Annotated in this window: 14 protein-coding genes and 1 pseudogene; 2 read left to right on the plus strand and 13 right to left on the minus strand. The window is 45.7% G+C overall.

Annotation, left to right across the window (positions count from 1 at the left end; all coding sequences use genetic code 11):
* Nucleotides 1-88 precede the first annotated feature (88 nt).
* Together H8S52_RS20185 and H8S52_RS16355 are read right to left on the minus strand one after the other, a co-directional pair.
* Nucleotides 89-190, minus strand: a complete 102-nt coding sequence (locus tag H8S52_RS20185) for a transposase (protein WP_370527587.1) — start codon at nucleotides 188-190, stop codon at nucleotides 89-91.
* Nucleotides 191-574: 384 nt separating this feature from the next.
* Nucleotides 575-880 carry a hypothetical protein gene (locus H8S52_RS16355; protein ID WP_005859437.1) on the minus strand — a complete coding sequence of 102 codons (306 nt, stop codon included), beginning with the start codon at nucleotides 878-880 and terminating at the stop codon, nucleotides 575-577.
* 454 nt (nucleotides 881-1,334) lie between these two features.
* On the opposite strand from H8S52_RS16355, the gene H8S52_RS20190 reads away from it, so the two are divergent.
* Nucleotides 1,335-1,430, plus strand: coding sequence for a hypothetical protein (locus H8S52_RS20190; RefSeq protein ID WP_369799651.1), 96 nt, complete (start codon nucleotides 1,335-1,337; stop codon nucleotides 1,428-1,430).
* 98 nt (nucleotides 1,431-1,528) lie between these two features.
* Here the strand turns inward: H8S52_RS20190 and H8S52_RS16365 are convergent, their stop codons facing one another.
* The 4 genes and pseudogenes from H8S52_RS16365 to H8S52_RS16375 all read right to left on the minus strand — a co-directional run bounded on the left by H8S52_RS16365 (nucleotide 1,529) and on the right by H8S52_RS16375 (nucleotide 4,342).
* On the minus strand, nucleotides 1,529-2,146 hold the full coding sequence (locus H8S52_RS16365) for an FAD:protein FMN transferase (protein WP_186910225.1): 618 nt from the start codon (nucleotides 2,144-2,146) through the stop codon (nucleotides 1,529-1,531).
* 81 nt (nucleotides 2,147-2,227) lie between these two features.
* A pseudogene (locus H8S52_RS20035) lies at nucleotides 2,228-2,419 on the minus strand (site-specific integrase); the annotation flags it as partial.
* A gap of 630 nt (nucleotides 2,420-3,049) precedes the next feature.
* The gene (locus tag H8S52_RS16370) at nucleotides 3,050-3,349 is read right to left on the minus strand and encodes a chaperone modulator CbpM (RefSeq protein ID WP_005654409.1); all 300 of its coding nucleotides are present in this window, start codon (nucleotides 3,347-3,349) and stop codon (nucleotides 3,050-3,052) included.
* A gap of 15 nt (nucleotides 3,350-3,364) precedes the next feature.
* The gene (locus tag H8S52_RS16375; RefSeq protein ID WP_151878314.1) at nucleotides 3,365-4,342 is read right to left on the minus strand and encodes a DnaJ C-terminal domain-containing protein; all 978 of its coding nucleotides are present in this window, start codon (nucleotides 4,340-4,342) and stop codon (nucleotides 3,365-3,367) included.
* A 311-nt stretch (nucleotides 4,343-4,653) separates the two neighbouring features.
* On the opposite strand from H8S52_RS16375, the gene H8S52_RS16380 reads away from it, so the two are divergent.
* On the plus strand, nucleotides 4,654-7,182 hold the full coding sequence (locus H8S52_RS16380; protein WP_005654405.1) for a glycoside hydrolase family 9 protein: 2,529 nt from the start codon (nucleotides 4,654-4,656) through the stop codon (nucleotides 7,180-7,182).
* A 169-nt stretch (nucleotides 7,183-7,351) separates the two neighbouring features.
* Here H8S52_RS16380 and H8S52_RS16385 read toward each other — a convergent pair whose 3' ends face one another.
* The 7 genes from H8S52_RS16385 to H8S52_RS16415 form a co-directional block, all read right to left on the minus strand.
* A complete protein-coding gene (locus H8S52_RS16385) occupies nucleotides 7,352-8,374 on the minus strand; it encodes a low specificity L-threonine aldolase (RefSeq protein ID WP_151878312.1) in 1,023 nt (340 codons plus the stop codon).
* Nucleotides 8,375-8,505: 131 nt separating this feature from the next.
* Nucleotides 8,506-10,143 (minus strand): chaperonin GroEL, encoded by a 1,638-nt coding sequence (gene groL / locus H8S52_RS16390; RefSeq protein WP_005654400.1) that lies wholly within the window; start codon nucleotides 10,141-10,143, stop codon nucleotides 8,506-8,508.
* Between the two features lie 41 nt (nucleotides 10,144-10,184).
* On the minus strand, nucleotides 10,185-10,457 hold the full coding sequence (locus H8S52_RS16395) for a co-chaperone GroES (RefSeq protein ID WP_004290132.1): 273 nt from the start codon (nucleotides 10,455-10,457) through the stop codon (nucleotides 10,185-10,187).
* Nucleotides 10,458-10,673: 216 nt separating this feature from the next.
* Nucleotides 10,674-12,176 (minus strand): glutamine synthetase family protein, encoded by a 1,503-nt coding sequence (locus tag H8S52_RS16400; RefSeq protein ID WP_186910226.1) that lies wholly within the window; start codon nucleotides 12,174-12,176, stop codon nucleotides 10,674-10,676.
* A gap of 191 nt (nucleotides 12,177-12,367) precedes the next feature.
* On the minus strand, nucleotides 12,368-12,526 hold the full coding sequence (locus H8S52_RS16405) for a hypothetical protein (protein WP_005654397.1): 159 nt from the start codon (nucleotides 12,524-12,526) through the stop codon (nucleotides 12,368-12,370).
* Between the two features lie 128 nt (nucleotides 12,527-12,654).
* Nucleotides 12,655-14,016, minus strand: coding sequence for a histidine--tRNA ligase (gene hisS / locus H8S52_RS16410; RefSeq protein WP_060385857.1), 1,362 nt, complete (start codon nucleotides 14,014-14,016; stop codon nucleotides 12,655-12,657).
* Nucleotides 14,017-14,140: 124 nt separating this feature from the next.
* Nucleotides 14,141-14,836, minus strand: a complete 696-nt coding sequence (locus H8S52_RS16415) for a zinc metallopeptidase (RefSeq protein WP_005654394.1) — start codon at nucleotides 14,834-14,836, stop codon at nucleotides 14,141-14,143.
* Nucleotides 14,837-14,846 lie beyond the last annotated feature (10 nt).

The following is a 14,846-nucleotide window of genomic DNA, read 5'->3' on the forward strand; positions in this document are numbered from 1 at the left end:
TCGGATAGAATTATGTGAGAAAGCACCGAAAAATGGCAATAAGAATGGCATATGAAGTGGTCATGTCCTATCATCTTCATATGCCATCTTATTTTTTAGGGACATTTACTGAATATCCCCACATGAAGCGTATGTCATTACGACAGAACTCTTCTATGCGACGGCTGGAATAGATATTACGCAAATGCATAGACAAGAATCTGAAGCATCATGCGTGGGTGGTACGCAGAACAGCCTTTAGGGGAATACTTACGGTAAAGTGCTTCAAGGTTTATCTGTTCAATGACGCGGTGAACAACCCGGACCGGATCGTTCCGGGGAATAAAATCGCCTAAACATGGAGGTAAAAGCAGATTATCGTTGGATGTGTAACTTTTAAACATTATCTTTGGGATATCTTGACTTGATGCCCTAAGATACAAAAAATTAGGGAGATGGGCAAGTTCTGGCTGAGCGAAGTTAGGGCTTACCCGATTTTTTGCAGACACAAAAAAGGCCATCCCAAAGTTTATTTGAGACAGCCTTGTTTATTTTATGTGCAAATGTAACTGTTATCCTAAATAACCATTCAGAATTATTTCAGCATTTCACCTTTTTCGTTGAAAAACACAACGCTTTCGGTTCCGACGGCATCAACCAAAGTTACTTTATAAGTCTTTACGCCATCTTCTGCCACTTCTACGGCTGCTTCCTTAATGGTGGATTCAGCATAGTCTTTCTTGATGGCGTCCTGAACTGCCTGCGGGAGTTCCTTTATATCAATCGGTTTAAACTCGTTCACCATTGCAACGATTTCAACATCTGATGCCATGTTGTTAGCGAATGCTACTGAACTACCTAATCCCATTACCAGTGCTACTGCAAACAATACCTTTTTCATAATGCTAATTATTAAATTGTTAAACATCTTATCGTCTTACGCTAAAGAATAGACAATCACCGTGCCAAATAAATGGATATTTATCATATTGCTGTAAAACAGACTCTTATGAATTATTCATATTGCATAATGCAAATGTCTGATGGGCATTTTTTCTACAATGATGTGGAATGCGATACACATGGCTACACATGGTCTAACGACTGTGAATAAGAGAGTTGAGACGTTAAAATCATGCAGACGGCATGCGAAAGGAGTCGTAACGAAAGTAATCTCTCCATTACGGCTCCAGGTTATTATCCTTCTACTGTTAAAAAGTAATATCCAATTTCACCATGAATGTTATCGAACGATAGCCGCACTCCTTGCTCAACAGGTTGTTCACCATAAACTGGAAAGCGACTCCCTTTGTCACTTTCACGCCGAAGTAATTGCGTATATGTTCGTAAAGGAGATGGCCCATTCGCTGGGATTTGAAAATACGGCGTTCTTCACCCAATTCTTTAAACGGTTCACCGGCTCTACTCCGCAGGAATATAGAAAACATTAATCTGCCAGATACCTTTTCATTCGCGGCGAGTACTCTGTCCGGTAGTTTCCGCAACTGTCCGTATAGATAATGAAATTGTCAATTTCCTGATGCTCTTTCTACAACTGACGGGCTTTGTGGCTCCCCAACGTCATAAAGGCCGTTGCATAGGCATCAGCAAGTATGCACTGATGGGCAATAATTGTAGCACTCAATATATCCTTTTGAACCGGATATCCTGTTATCGGATTGATGGCATGAGCGTATTTCCTTCCATCTTTCAGATAGAAATTACGGTAGTTGCCGGAAGTTGCGAGTCCCAGCCGTTCCGACAGTTGCACAATTTGTTCAAGCTCGGAGTTTGTTCCGGTACTGTCATCCTTCGGTCTGACAATGCCAATGCACCAATTCCACCCTTGCGGGTTCTTTCCTTTCGCTATCATTTCGCCGCCGATGTCTATCATATAGTTCGATATGCCTTTGCGGTCGAACAAACACGCGATTATGTTACAGATAGTACCGCCGCCGAGCACCGAGAAATTGAGCAGAATGCGGGGATCGTCTTTCATCACACGGTTGCCCTGTAAATGCACTTTTCGGAAGCCTACAAAGTGGCGGATACTGTCTACGAGTTGCGGAGTGATGCTGTCAAACTTTGTAAAGCCAAATCCCCACAGGTTGATAAGCGGTGCACAAGTTACGTCAAATATCCCGCCTGTTTGTTCCGACGCTTGCATGGCTGTGCGGAAAGGATTGCATCAAGTTATATATCTTACGATGTTTTTTGTGCCAAGTGTATCTCTATGTAGAATACATTTCTAATTAGCTAAGCGATATATGAAACTAATCTTATCGAAAATTTTGTCCGTATCTTCTCCGACCTTTGGGTTAATCAGTTCAGCATATATCTGCATAGAAAAGATTGATTTTGTGTCCTAATACTTTTGTAAAGTTTCTTATGGCACGCCTTTTAATATACCCGAAACAACAAAGGTATAATGTCCGATATGAAAAAAACTGGATTTTTATTGAAGCGAATCAATTCTTTTATTATTTTTACCTTTCTTTCAAAAGCGTTCATTGCTTCCTCAAATTACTAACCTATCATAAAAGTAATGCTGGCGAAAAGAAGAATACTGTTTTTCTTTTCGCCAGCACATATATAAATTGCCGTCAATAGAAACAAGTTTAGTCCGTTTTGGATATATAGACAAAAAAGACTAAACTTTGCAAGCAGAACCACAAATCCATTACTTTAAATTATTGCTTTGAGAATGTTCTTGCCTATAATACCACGTAAAAGATATTTTATCAGGCTAATATATATTATTTTTTGAACAAACTAAACATACTACTATTATAATTTGATATTTTTCCGACAAAAACAAGTAAAATCCTTATATGTAAAGATCATACAAAGGATTCTGAGAACAACCGAAAATGCCGTCCAAATGCAAATATATGCTGGAATATACACTGGCTGTTTAGCAGTAATCATCCAACATAATATACAACTTGATAAATGTACGCGAGTGTTTACATGATAATAAATCTTCAGGCACAAACTATACGGATTTCATGTATTTTATAAACAGAAATAATGAAATCCGTATAATCTATGCCTGAAAGAAAATACTAAATCATCTTGACACATCCTCAAACAGCCTCAACCTGCTATGTAAAGAATAAATCTCCTGCTGCATACTTTCCATACGCTCCAGCAAATGATGAATGGCATCAATACCTTCGATGTTGATGGACAGGTCGTAATACATACGGCTGTAACGTTCCACATCCGGCAACTGGGCAAACTGCAAACAACGCTCCCCGCCTTCCGTCCGGATATCTATCAGACCGATTTCCTGTAACATCTCAATGAACGAGGGCTCTATGTGACACTTGTCGCAATACTCACTGACTATAATTAATTCGTTCTGCATAACTCGTTCTCCTTTTTAGTTCATACTTTGAATTTTACGGAACATTTCTTTCTGCTGTTCCGTCAGATTCACCGGTAACTTTACGGAATAAGTCACAATCAAGTCACCGGACTGGCCTTCTTTCTTGTATACCGGAAAACCCTTCCCTTTCAGACGGACTTTCGTACCGTTCTGCGTTTCGGGTTTTACTTTCAGTTTCACCTGACCTTCCAATGTGTCCACCAACTTCTCGCCACCCAGCAACGCCATATAGAGGTCGATGTCCACATCTACATACAAATCATCGCCCAAGCGTTTGAAGACGGGATCTTCCGCTATCACGAAAGTAATGTACAGGTCACCCGCAGGCCCGCCGTTGATACCCTCGCCGCCATAGCCTTTCAGTTTAATGACCTGGCCGTTCGCCACACCGGCGGGAATGGTGATGCGGACATTCTTGCCGTTCACCGTCAATATCTGCTTATGAGTCCGGGCGGCATCCCGAAGCGACAGGTTCAAATCGGCATGGAAATCCTGTCCGCGAAAACCTGCATTCGCCCCGCCACCACCGCGTGTACGGTGTCCGAACATCTGTTCAAAGAAATCGGAGAAGCCGCCTGCACTGCTTCCGGAAAACTCCTGCCCGTCGGAAGAGTACCAGTATGTACCGCTCCCGTCCGTACCGAAACCGGCACCGCCCTGACCACCGAAGCCTGCACCGCCGAAGCCGCCGAAACCTCCTGCACCGGCCTGTTGCCGTGCCCGCTTCTGAGCCTCAAATTCATCGGCATGCTTCCAGTGTTCGCCATATTCATCATACTTCTTTCTTTTCTCAGGATCACTAAGCACCTCATTGGCCTCGTTGATAGCCTGAAACTTGTCTTTGGCAGTAGCGTCATTCGGATTCAGGTCGGGATGATATTTGCGCGCCAACTTACGGAACGCCTTCTTGATGTCATCCTGAGATGCCGTTTTGTCTACTCCAAGGACTTGATAATAATCAATGTAAGCCATAGTTTATAAGTTTTGTATTCTAAAATGGATAGAACAAATAACACACCAACATTGTTTTTAAGAAATTAAAATGCGTAAACGAAAGCTAAAAAGATATTCAATATCACATAAATATATGACAAGCAAGAGTTTATTGCCAAAACTACCAATACCATACTTTTTGCATCATTCTAAAATATTGTAAATGACAAATAATATCATCTAATAATTTACACCAAATCTTCCTAAAATTGATAGAAACCGCTTTATTTGCATTTAGGTAAAACCTTTTGTTACATAGTACCCCCACAACCTTAAATGAAAAGCATTTTATGAAACGTTATTATCGGCTCTTAACACTGATTTTTGCATTTGCCGCACTCCCGTGTAAGGCAGACGAATGGATTAGAATCAACCAACTGGGCTATCTGCCGCAATCCATTAAAGTAGCGGTATTCATGAGCGAAACAAAAACCGACGTACAAGAATACGCACTGGTCGATGCTTTTACCGGAAAAACGGTACGCACTTTTACTTCGCCCAAAGCCACCGGCCAATCAGGCAGCATGAGCAGTACTTACCGGTTGGATTTCAGTAATTTTCAAGAACCGGGCACATATTACCTGAAAGCGGGAAAAGCCGTTTCTCCACGCTTCCCTATCAATGCGCAGGTATATAACGGCACAGCTGACTTCCTGCTGAACTACATGCGCCAGCAACGTTGCGGTTACAACCCGTTCTTGAAAGACAGCTGCCACGTACACGACGGCTACATAGTGTACCACCCCACAAAAACCGGACAACACATCGATGTGCGCGGTGGCTGGCACGATGCTACCGACTACCTGCAATATACCACGACTTCCGCCAATGCCATATACCAAATGATGTTTGCCTACCAGGAAAACCCCGAGGCATTCGGCGATGCCTACAATGCAGCCGGACTGCCGGAAGCAAACGGCATCCCCGATATAGTAGACGAAATAAAATGGGGGCTGGACTGGCTGAACCGCATGAATCCCGCTCCGGGCGAACTGTACAACCAGATTGCCGACGACCGCGACCACGCCGGCATGCGCCTGCCCAATAAAGATGAGGTGGATTATGGCTACGGACCGGGCAAAGGACGCCCCGTTTACTTTTGCAGCGGAGAGCCGCAAGTGCGCGGAAAATTCACCAATGCCACCACCGGCGTAGCAAGTACAGCCGGCAAGTTTGCCGCTTGTTTTGCACTGGGAGCCAGGATACTGAAAGAGTTTTACCCCGAATTTGCCGCTGAAATCGGTGAAAAAGCCGATGCCGCCTATCAGGAAGGTGTAAAAAGACCGGGAACATGCCAGACCGCCTCCGTAAAATCACCCTACATCTATGAAGAAGACAACTGGACGGACGATATGGAGCTCGGAGCCATGGAGCTATACAATGCTACCGGCAAGCCGGAATACCTGTCGCAAGCCCTCGAATACGGACGCCGCGAACCCGTCACTCCGTGGATGGGTGCCGACAGCGCCCGCCATTACCAATGGTATCCGTTCATGAACATGGGACACTACCACCTGGCCACTGTAAACAACCCGCGCATCAGTAAAGAGTTTATCCGCAACATGCGCACCGGCATTGAGCGCACATACGAGAAAGCAGTCGAAAGTCCTTTCCTGCACGGTATTCCCTACATCTGGTGTTCCAACAACCTGACTACTGCCATGTTGACGCAATGCCGTCTCTACCGAGAGACAACCGGCGATGAGACTTATGCCGAAATGGAAGCCGCCCTCCGCGACTGGCTGTTCGGCTGCAATCCGTGGGGAACGAGCATGATTGTGGAACTGCCGCTTTACGGCGATTATCCTTCGCAACCCCACTCCTCCCTGCTCAATGCAGGCGTAGGCAATACGACAGGCGGACTGGTGGACGGCCCCGTATACCGCAGCATATTCGAGGGGCTGCGAGGCGTAAACATGACCGGCATTCCCGGTACGCCCGGACAGGATTACGAACGCTTTCAACCGGACCTGATGGTATACCACGATGCACTCCACGACTATTCCACCAATGAACCGACCATGGACGGAACCGCCTGCCTCACCTATTATCTCTCTGCCATGCAGAAAGAAGGCATGAAACAGGCAGGTGCATCGGCAGATAAAAATGTATACGTCAATGGCGGTATCGTGCGTACCGACCCGTCTAAAAAACAAATCAGCCTCGTATTCACAGCAGCCGACAAGGCTGACGGCGCGGATGCCATTATCAGTACCCTGAAAAGGCACGGTATCAAAGGAAGCTTCTTCTTTACCGGCGAATTTTACGAGCTTTACCCCGAAATAGTAAAACGGCTGCTCAACGAAGGACATCTGGTAGGCAGCCATAGCTACGGACATCTGCTCTATATGCCGTGGGAGAACCGCGATTCCTTATTGGTTACCCGCGAGGAATTTGAAAAGGATATGCTGAAAAGCTACGAAGCCATGCGCAAGGCCGGTATTGAATATAAAGATGCCCCGATATACATTCCGCCCTATGAATATTATAACAAGGAGATAGCCGCCTGGGCAAAAAATATGGGAATACAAGTCGTCAACTATACTCCCGGAACCATGAGCAATGCAGATTATACCACCCCCGATATGGGACAGAAATACCGGAGCAGCAAGTTCATCTACAACAAAATCATGGAAGTAGAGAAGAAAGAGGGCCTGAACGGACATTTGATGCTGATACACTTCGGAACAGACAACCGCCGTACGGATAAATTTTACAACAGCTATTTGGATAAATTGATAAAAACATTGAAACGTAAAGGTTATACCTTTACCCCCATACTCGAAGCAATAGGTATTAAGACAAATTCAGCATTATAAAGAAGGTTAGTTAAAAGGTTATCAATCAAAGGTATTTTAAGGTAAAGTAAATCTGTTTGTTTTCAGTAAGCCTTTCCCTCACCCCCTAAAAAGAGGGAAAGGTCTAAATCAAGCCCCTTGCCTGTGAAGGTTCGGGGGCTTTTTTTATATGGCAAAACATGAATACCGCTTAATGACAATAACGTCTAATGGCGTGTAGCAGTTCTTCTATATCCTGTTCCGTAGTGTCAAAAGAGGTAACGAAACGTATCTCATTCTCTTCTTCATTCCAGAAGTAGAAGAAGTAGTCTTTCAACAAGTTGTCAATTACCGGACGGGGCATTGTCAGGAACAGTTGGTTACTTTCCACTTTCTGCATAAAACGTACTCCGGGCAGCTCTTTCAATCCGGCATATAAAAGCTGCGCCATACGATTGGCGTGTGAAGCGTTCTTCAACCAAAGGTCGTCCGTGAGATAAGCAGTAAACTGACAGGACAGGTAACGGAGTTTCGATGCGAGCTGCGCCGACTGCTTGCGTACAAAACAAGCCTCTTTCTTTAAAGCCGGATTAAAGATAATTACACTTTCGCCAAGCATCAACCCGTTTTTCGTTCCGCCAAAACTAAGAATATCAATGCCGCAATCTACCGTCAACTGCCTGAAGCTAAGGTTAAGGGCCGCACAGGCATTTGCCAGACGGGCGCCGTCCATATGGACGTACATGCCGTGCCGGTGTGCCAGTTCCGTCAACGCACGGATTTCATCGGGCCGGTAGACAGTGCCCAGCTCCGTACATTGCGAGATATAAAAAGCTCCCGGCTGGGAATGATGCTGCTCGCCGAAATGACAAAGATAAGGACGTACCAACTCAGGAGTCAGCTTTCCGTCGGGAGTGGCAACCGGACGAATCTGACAGCCTGTCATGCGGGCAGGAGCGCCGCATTCATCTACATAAATATGCGCAGTTTCCGCACATATTACCGAATTATAAGGACGCGTGCATAACTGTAAGGCAACAGCATTGCTGCCGGTTCCATTGAATACAAACAACGGTTCGCAATCCGGAGTAAAAGCTTCCCTGATTTTGCGGACAGCCTCTTCCGTCCATACATCATCACCATATCCCACTGCATGGTCCCGGTTGGCCCTATTCAGCGCTTCCATTATCAAAGGATGCACCCCCGAATTATTATCTGAAGCAAAACTTCTCATGGTCTTTTCTGTTTTATTGTTGAAATGAATATGCAAAGGAAACAATATTATCCAACATAAAAAAACCGCGACGCCTTTATGCAAGACATCGCGGTCAATTTATATGATTAAGAAATCAAGGGAAAACGATATTACATCATTCCGCCCATACCGCCCATTCCGGGAGCACCCATCGGCATTTCGGGCTTATCTTCTTTCTTCTCGACAATCACACATTCGGTAGTAAGGAACATACCTGCGATAGAAGCGGCATTTTCCAGAGCCACACGAGTAACCTTAGCAGGGTCTACCACACCGGCAGCGTGCAGGTTTTCGTAAACATCGGTACGTGCATTGTAACCGAAGTCGGCTTTGCCTTCACGAACTTTCTGTACCACAACAGCACCTTCCTTACCGGCATTGGCTACAATCTGGCGCAAAGGCTCTTCGATGGCACGTTTGATGATGTCGATACCGGTAGTTTCGTCGGCATTGTCACCCTTCAAACCTTCCAATGCTTCGAGCGCACGGATGTAAGCCACACCGCCACCTGCTACGATACCTTCTTCGATAGCGGCACGAGTAGCGCGGAGAGCATCGTCTACACGGTCTTTCTTCTCTTTCATTTCCACTTCGGAAGCAGCACCTACGTAGAGAACAGCCACACCGCCTGACAACTTGGCAAGACGTTCCTGCAATTTCTCCTTGTCATAGTCGGACTTGGTAGAAGCAATCTGAGCCTTGATTTGTTCGCAACGCTCCTTGATGTTTTCTTTTGCACCGGCACCGTTCACGATAGTCGTATTGTCTTTAGAAACAGTTACCTTGTCGGCAGTACCCAACATTTCGATAGTAGCCTGTTCCAGTTTCAAGCCTTTTTCTTCGCTGATTACAACACCGCCTGTCAATACGGCAATGTCTTCCAGCATTTCCTTGCGGCGGTCGCCGAAGCCCGGAGCCTTCACAGCACATATCTTCAACTGAGAGCGCAGACGGTTCACAACCAAGGTAGTCAGAGCCTCGCTATCCACATCTTCTGCAATTACCAACAGAGGACGGCCAGTCTGTACAGCCGGTTCGAGGATAGGCAGGAAATCTTTCAGGTTGGAAATCTTCTTATCGTAAATCAGGATGTACGGTTTCTCCATTTCGCATTCCATCTTTTCAGTGTTGGTTACGAAATAAGCGGAAAGATAACCGCGATCGAACTGCATACCTTCTACTACACCGATAGTGGTATCCGTACCCTTAGCCTCTTCGATAGTGATAACACCATCTTTGGAAACCTTACGCATAGCGTCTGCAATCAGCTTACCGATAACCGGGTCGTTGTTGGCAGATACCGTACCTACCTGTTCAATCTTATCATAGTTGTCACCTACCATCTCGGCCTGGCTCTTGATAGACTCAACCACTTTGGCAACAGCCTTGTCGATACCGCGTTTGATATCCATAGGGCTTGCACCGGCAGTTACGTTCTTCAAGCCTTCGGCTACGATAGCCTGAGCCAATACGGTAGCGGTAGTTGTACCGTCACCAGCATCGTCACCAGTCTTGGAAGCAACTTCCTTAACCAGTTGTGCACCGGTATTCTGGTAAGCATCGGCCAGTTCCACTTCTTTGGCTACTGTTACACCGTCCTTTGTGATGTGGGGAGCGCCGAACTTCTTTTCGATGATTACGTTACGTCCTTTCGGGCCGAGCGTTACTTTTACTGCATTTGCCAGTGTATCGATACCTTTCTTCAGTTGGTCGCGGGCATCGATATTGAATAATATTTCTTTTGCCATAATGTTTTTACTATTTATCAGGTTTACTATTTATAAATTTATTATCCCAAAACAGCGAGTACGTCGCTTTGACGCATGATGAGGTACTTGGTTCCTTCCACTTCCAGTTCCGTACCGGCATATTTGCCATACAGTACCGTATCACCAACCTTCAACACCATTTCTTCGTCCTTAGTTCCGTTGCCTACTGCGATAACTTCACCTTTCAAAGGTTTTTCTTTTGCCGTATCAGGAATAATGATACCGCCAATTGTCTTTTCTTCTGCAGGTGCAGGGAGTATCAGCACTCTGTCTGCTAATGGTTTAATGTTCATAGTTTCTTTTGTTTTATATGTTATACAATTTATTATAATGGTAATGTTGCTTTATACAAGCGATAAAGAACTTACGAAAACCGTGCCAAAAGGCAAAGCTGTTCGTTTGGCAGATAAATGCTGACAAAATGGCAAAGGTGACCGGCTATAAAACAAGAACTCCTTACCGGCAACCGTCCGGCAAGGAGTTCTTTACTATAATATCTGTTCTGTCCGTTACCCGCAATGGAAATACTTCTCAACCAGTTTCAGCATCTCTTCCGGACTATCCTGCACTTCGCTACGCAAAGTCCTATCCTCATAAGCACGCAACTTACTGATAATCCCGTCAATCATGGCAGGGCTGAAGACGTTGTATTTCTCGAAAGCGGCACGCTGTTTTTCCAGACAATCGGCAGAAGCGACACAACTGTCGGGCAACTGAGCCAGTTGTTTCAGTTTGTCTTCGTTTTCTTTCTTGTGGATATTCACGTTCACGTAAGTCCTATCCGCAATTTCCAAAGCATCCGGCATCTCAAAACCGCAGCGGCAAGCTACTGCCAGTCCTGCAATCAGTTGGTACAAATCGGCTGAACCGTCCGGTGAACGCATCTCTACCGTCTGCTTTTGAGTGGTGTCGTAATTGCTCGGCGCTTCCAGAGGATTGGCAATCATGCACATGTCGGTCTTTGCCGACCATCCCAACGGCACACGTACCAATACGGAACGGTTGCGGTCGCCCCAGCAGATATTGGTAGGCGCTTCCTGATGAGGAACAAGGCGGAAATAAGAAGTAGGATTCGTATTGCCGAATGCGGTAATGGAAGGAGCCAGCTCCATCATTCCCGCAATCGCCTTGCGGGCTGTTTCGGAAAGTACGCCGTCTTTCAGCATCTGATTCTTTCCGTCCTTCATGATGCGCATGTGAATATGCAATCCGGAACCGGCCTTTCCTGCCGTTATTTTCGGAGCGAAAGTGATGTCGTATCCATATTGGTAAGCAAGGTTGCGGATAATCCATTTGGCAATCATCAACTGGTCGGCTGCCAGCTCGGCACGTACCGGCAGAAATTCGATTTCGTTCTGCTCGTATATCTTACCGTCAAGGGTGAAGTTTCCCACTTCGGAATGCCCGTACTTAATTTGTCCGCCGGCTTGTGCAATGTACGCCATACACTCGGTACGGAATTCATTGAACTTGGCATACGGAGCAGACTCGTGATAACCACGCTGGTCGGTAGCCGGGAACATGCCGCTGTCTTCCGAAATGACGTAATACTCCAATTCGCCCATGGCCTGGAACTCCATACCGGTTACTTCCGTAAATGCCCGGCACGCCTTGCGCAGAGTGTGTTCGGGAGAACTTTCCAACGGTTCGCCGTCTTTATTGAAGAAAGAGCAGAGCATGGAAAGCGTAGGCTGCTCGGCAAACGGATCTATAAAAGCCGTACAGAAGCGGGGTATTACATATAAATCGCTGCTGCCTGCTTCAATGAAAGGAAACAGGCTGGAACCGTCCACACGCTCCCCGCACGTAAGTATCGCATCGAGATATGCGGCATCGTTAATGACAAAGTTCAAAGTTTTCAACCGCCCGTCGGCAGCAGGATACATGAAGTTCACCATAGTGATTCCATTCTCCTTTATATAAGAAACAATGTCGGCTTTTGTAAATTCGGAAGCCGGTTTTTGAAGCTTGGCCACCAACGGATTGGCATGCATTGAGAAATCTTGTTCCATGATTCTGGTTGTTTTTAGTTGATGATACGGTTAACAAAACATGTCCGTATTAAAAGTTTGGAACACGGACTCACAAATATACAAAAAGACAGCCAATTGCAATAAACCGACTGTCTTTATTTATTCCCGATATGGATAAATATTGCAAAAAACGGATAGAACCCTACTTTCTGTTCCCTGCCTACAGAATATCATTCCAATAAATTCTCTATGGAATAGTTTTCCCAAAAAGTCCGGGTAGAGTTCACCAGCGAACTGCCCATATAAAGCAAAAACAACACCGCTATGACAATCATCAGGAAACTGACCAGCGCATTATGCCTTTCTTGTTTAAATTGAACGGAAACCATACAAACCTCCTCTTTTATTGTCACTGCAAAGGTAAGAGCCGAATATTACATTCCTGCAACACCTGCGTAACAAATATACAAAAAAAGGAGCACAAACAGGCTCCTTTTTAATAGTATTTCAGTTTTTATTAACTCAGTTCGCTAACCAGCTCTTCGGGGGTAATCAATTTCTGCTCTCCCGTCTCCATATTCTTCAAGGTTACCTTGCCCTCATTCATCTCGTTTTCTCCCACCAAAGCAACAAACGGAATCATCTTGGAGTTAGCATAACCCATCTGCTTCTTCATCTTGCTGGAATCGGGAAAGATTTCAGCACGGATACCTGCCGCACGTACCTGGGTAAGCACATTCATAGAGAAAGCGGCTTCTTTCTCACCGAAATTGATAAACAGAAGCTGCGTACCGTTCACCGCTTCTTTCGGATAAAGTTCAAGCTGGTTCAGCACATCGAATATGCGGTCTGCACCAAACGAAATGCCCACTCCCGAAACACCTGCCATGCCGAATACACCGGTCAAGTTGTCATAACGACCGCCACCGGTAATGCTGCCAATCTGCACATCCAGCGCCTTTACTTCAAAAATAGCACCCGTATAATAGTTCAAGCCGCGAGCCAGCGTCAGGTCAAGCTCGATTTCGTTCTTCAAACCAAGCGCAGAAAGTGTATTCAAGATAAACTCACTCTCTTCCACACCCTTCAAGCCCTCTTCGCTGGCAGAAAGCACCTGCTTCAGTGTGGCGAGTTTCTCTTCGTTACTACCGCTCAACAAAATGATAGGCTGCAATTTGGCAACAGCCTCATCACTGATGCCCTTCTCTTTCAGTTCGGCGTTGACATTGTCCAGCCCTATCTTGTCTAGTTTGTCAATCGCTACGGTAATGTCCACTATCTTATCGGACTCACCGATAATCTCGGCAATGCCGCTCAATATCTTGCGGTTGTTGATTTTAATACACACACGGATGCCGAAGCGCGTAAATACGGTATCGACTATCTGCATCAGTTCCACTTCATTCAGCAAGGAGTCACTGCCCACCACATCGGCATCGCATTGATAGAACTCACGATAACGCCCCTTCTGCGGACGGTCGGCACGCCACACCGGCTGAATCTGGTAACGCTTGAAAGGGAACGTGATTTCATCCCTGTGCATCACGACATAACGGGCAAAAGGTACGGTAAGGTCATAGCGCAGACCTTTCTCACAAAACTTGCTTGCGAGCTTCGCGGCATTACGGCTCAACAGCTCCTCGTCCGTCAGACCGGAAAAGTAATCACCCGAATTCTGTATCTTGAACAACAGTTTATCGCCTTCTTCACCATACTTCCCCATTAAGGTGGAAAGCATTTCCATGGAAGGAGTCTCTATCTGCTGGAAACCATAAAGATGATAAACATCACGAATCGTATTGAATATATAGTTACGCTTCGCCATTTCTACGGGCGAAAAGTCGCGGGTTCCTTTTGGAATACTTGGTTTTGCTGCCATAATCGTATCAATTATTTATAAAATCAGATGACAAAGTTACGGTATTTTATTGATTAAGAAAAAAAATGCTTTCTCCATTTAGCATGAAGAAAGCATTTTTCTATTTCTACGGAACAGAACGTTCTTATTCTCTGCGTCCCATGAATATCATTATGTAGTAAACAAGCGTTGCCAATGAACCGAGCGCAGCTACCACATACGTATAAGCCGCCGAACGAAGCGCGTCTTCCGCCTGTGTATGATTGCGGGCATTCGTAATGCCGGAACTGCTCAACCATACCAATGCACGCTTGCTCGCATTGATTTCCACCGGAAGGGTGATGAAGCTGAACAGTGTAGTCATGGCAAACAGGATGATACCTGCCAGCAGCAACTGCGGAAAAGTGTTCAGCATCAGGATACCGCCCAACAGTACCCACGTCATAATGTTGGAAGCGAACGAAACCACAGGCACCAGTTTGCTACGCATCGTAAGCGGTGCATAGGCGCGTGCATGCTGCACGGCATGTCCGCACTCATGGGCGGCAACGGCAGCTGCCATAATGCTGTTGCTGTTATAAACGCTTTCGCTAAGGTTGACGGTCTTATTGGCAGGGTTGTAATGGTCTGTCAAGTGTCCCGGAGTATGTGTTACAGTTACATCGTAGATGCCGTTATCGTGCAGCATCTTCAAAGCCACATCGGCTCCCGTCATTCCGTTGCCAGTGGGGATTTTAGAATATTTCTTGAATTTACTCTGCAGGTTCATCTGTACCAGCCAACTGACCACAGCCACCCCGATAAAGATAATCCATTGCATGCCTATCATTCCTGTTCCCATAATTTTCTTC

The sequence above is a fragment of the Bacteroides sp. NSJ-48 genome (assembly GCF_014287405.1).
GTDB lineage: Bacteria > Bacteroidota > Bacteroidia > Bacteroidales > Bacteroidaceae > Bacteroides > Bacteroides stercoris.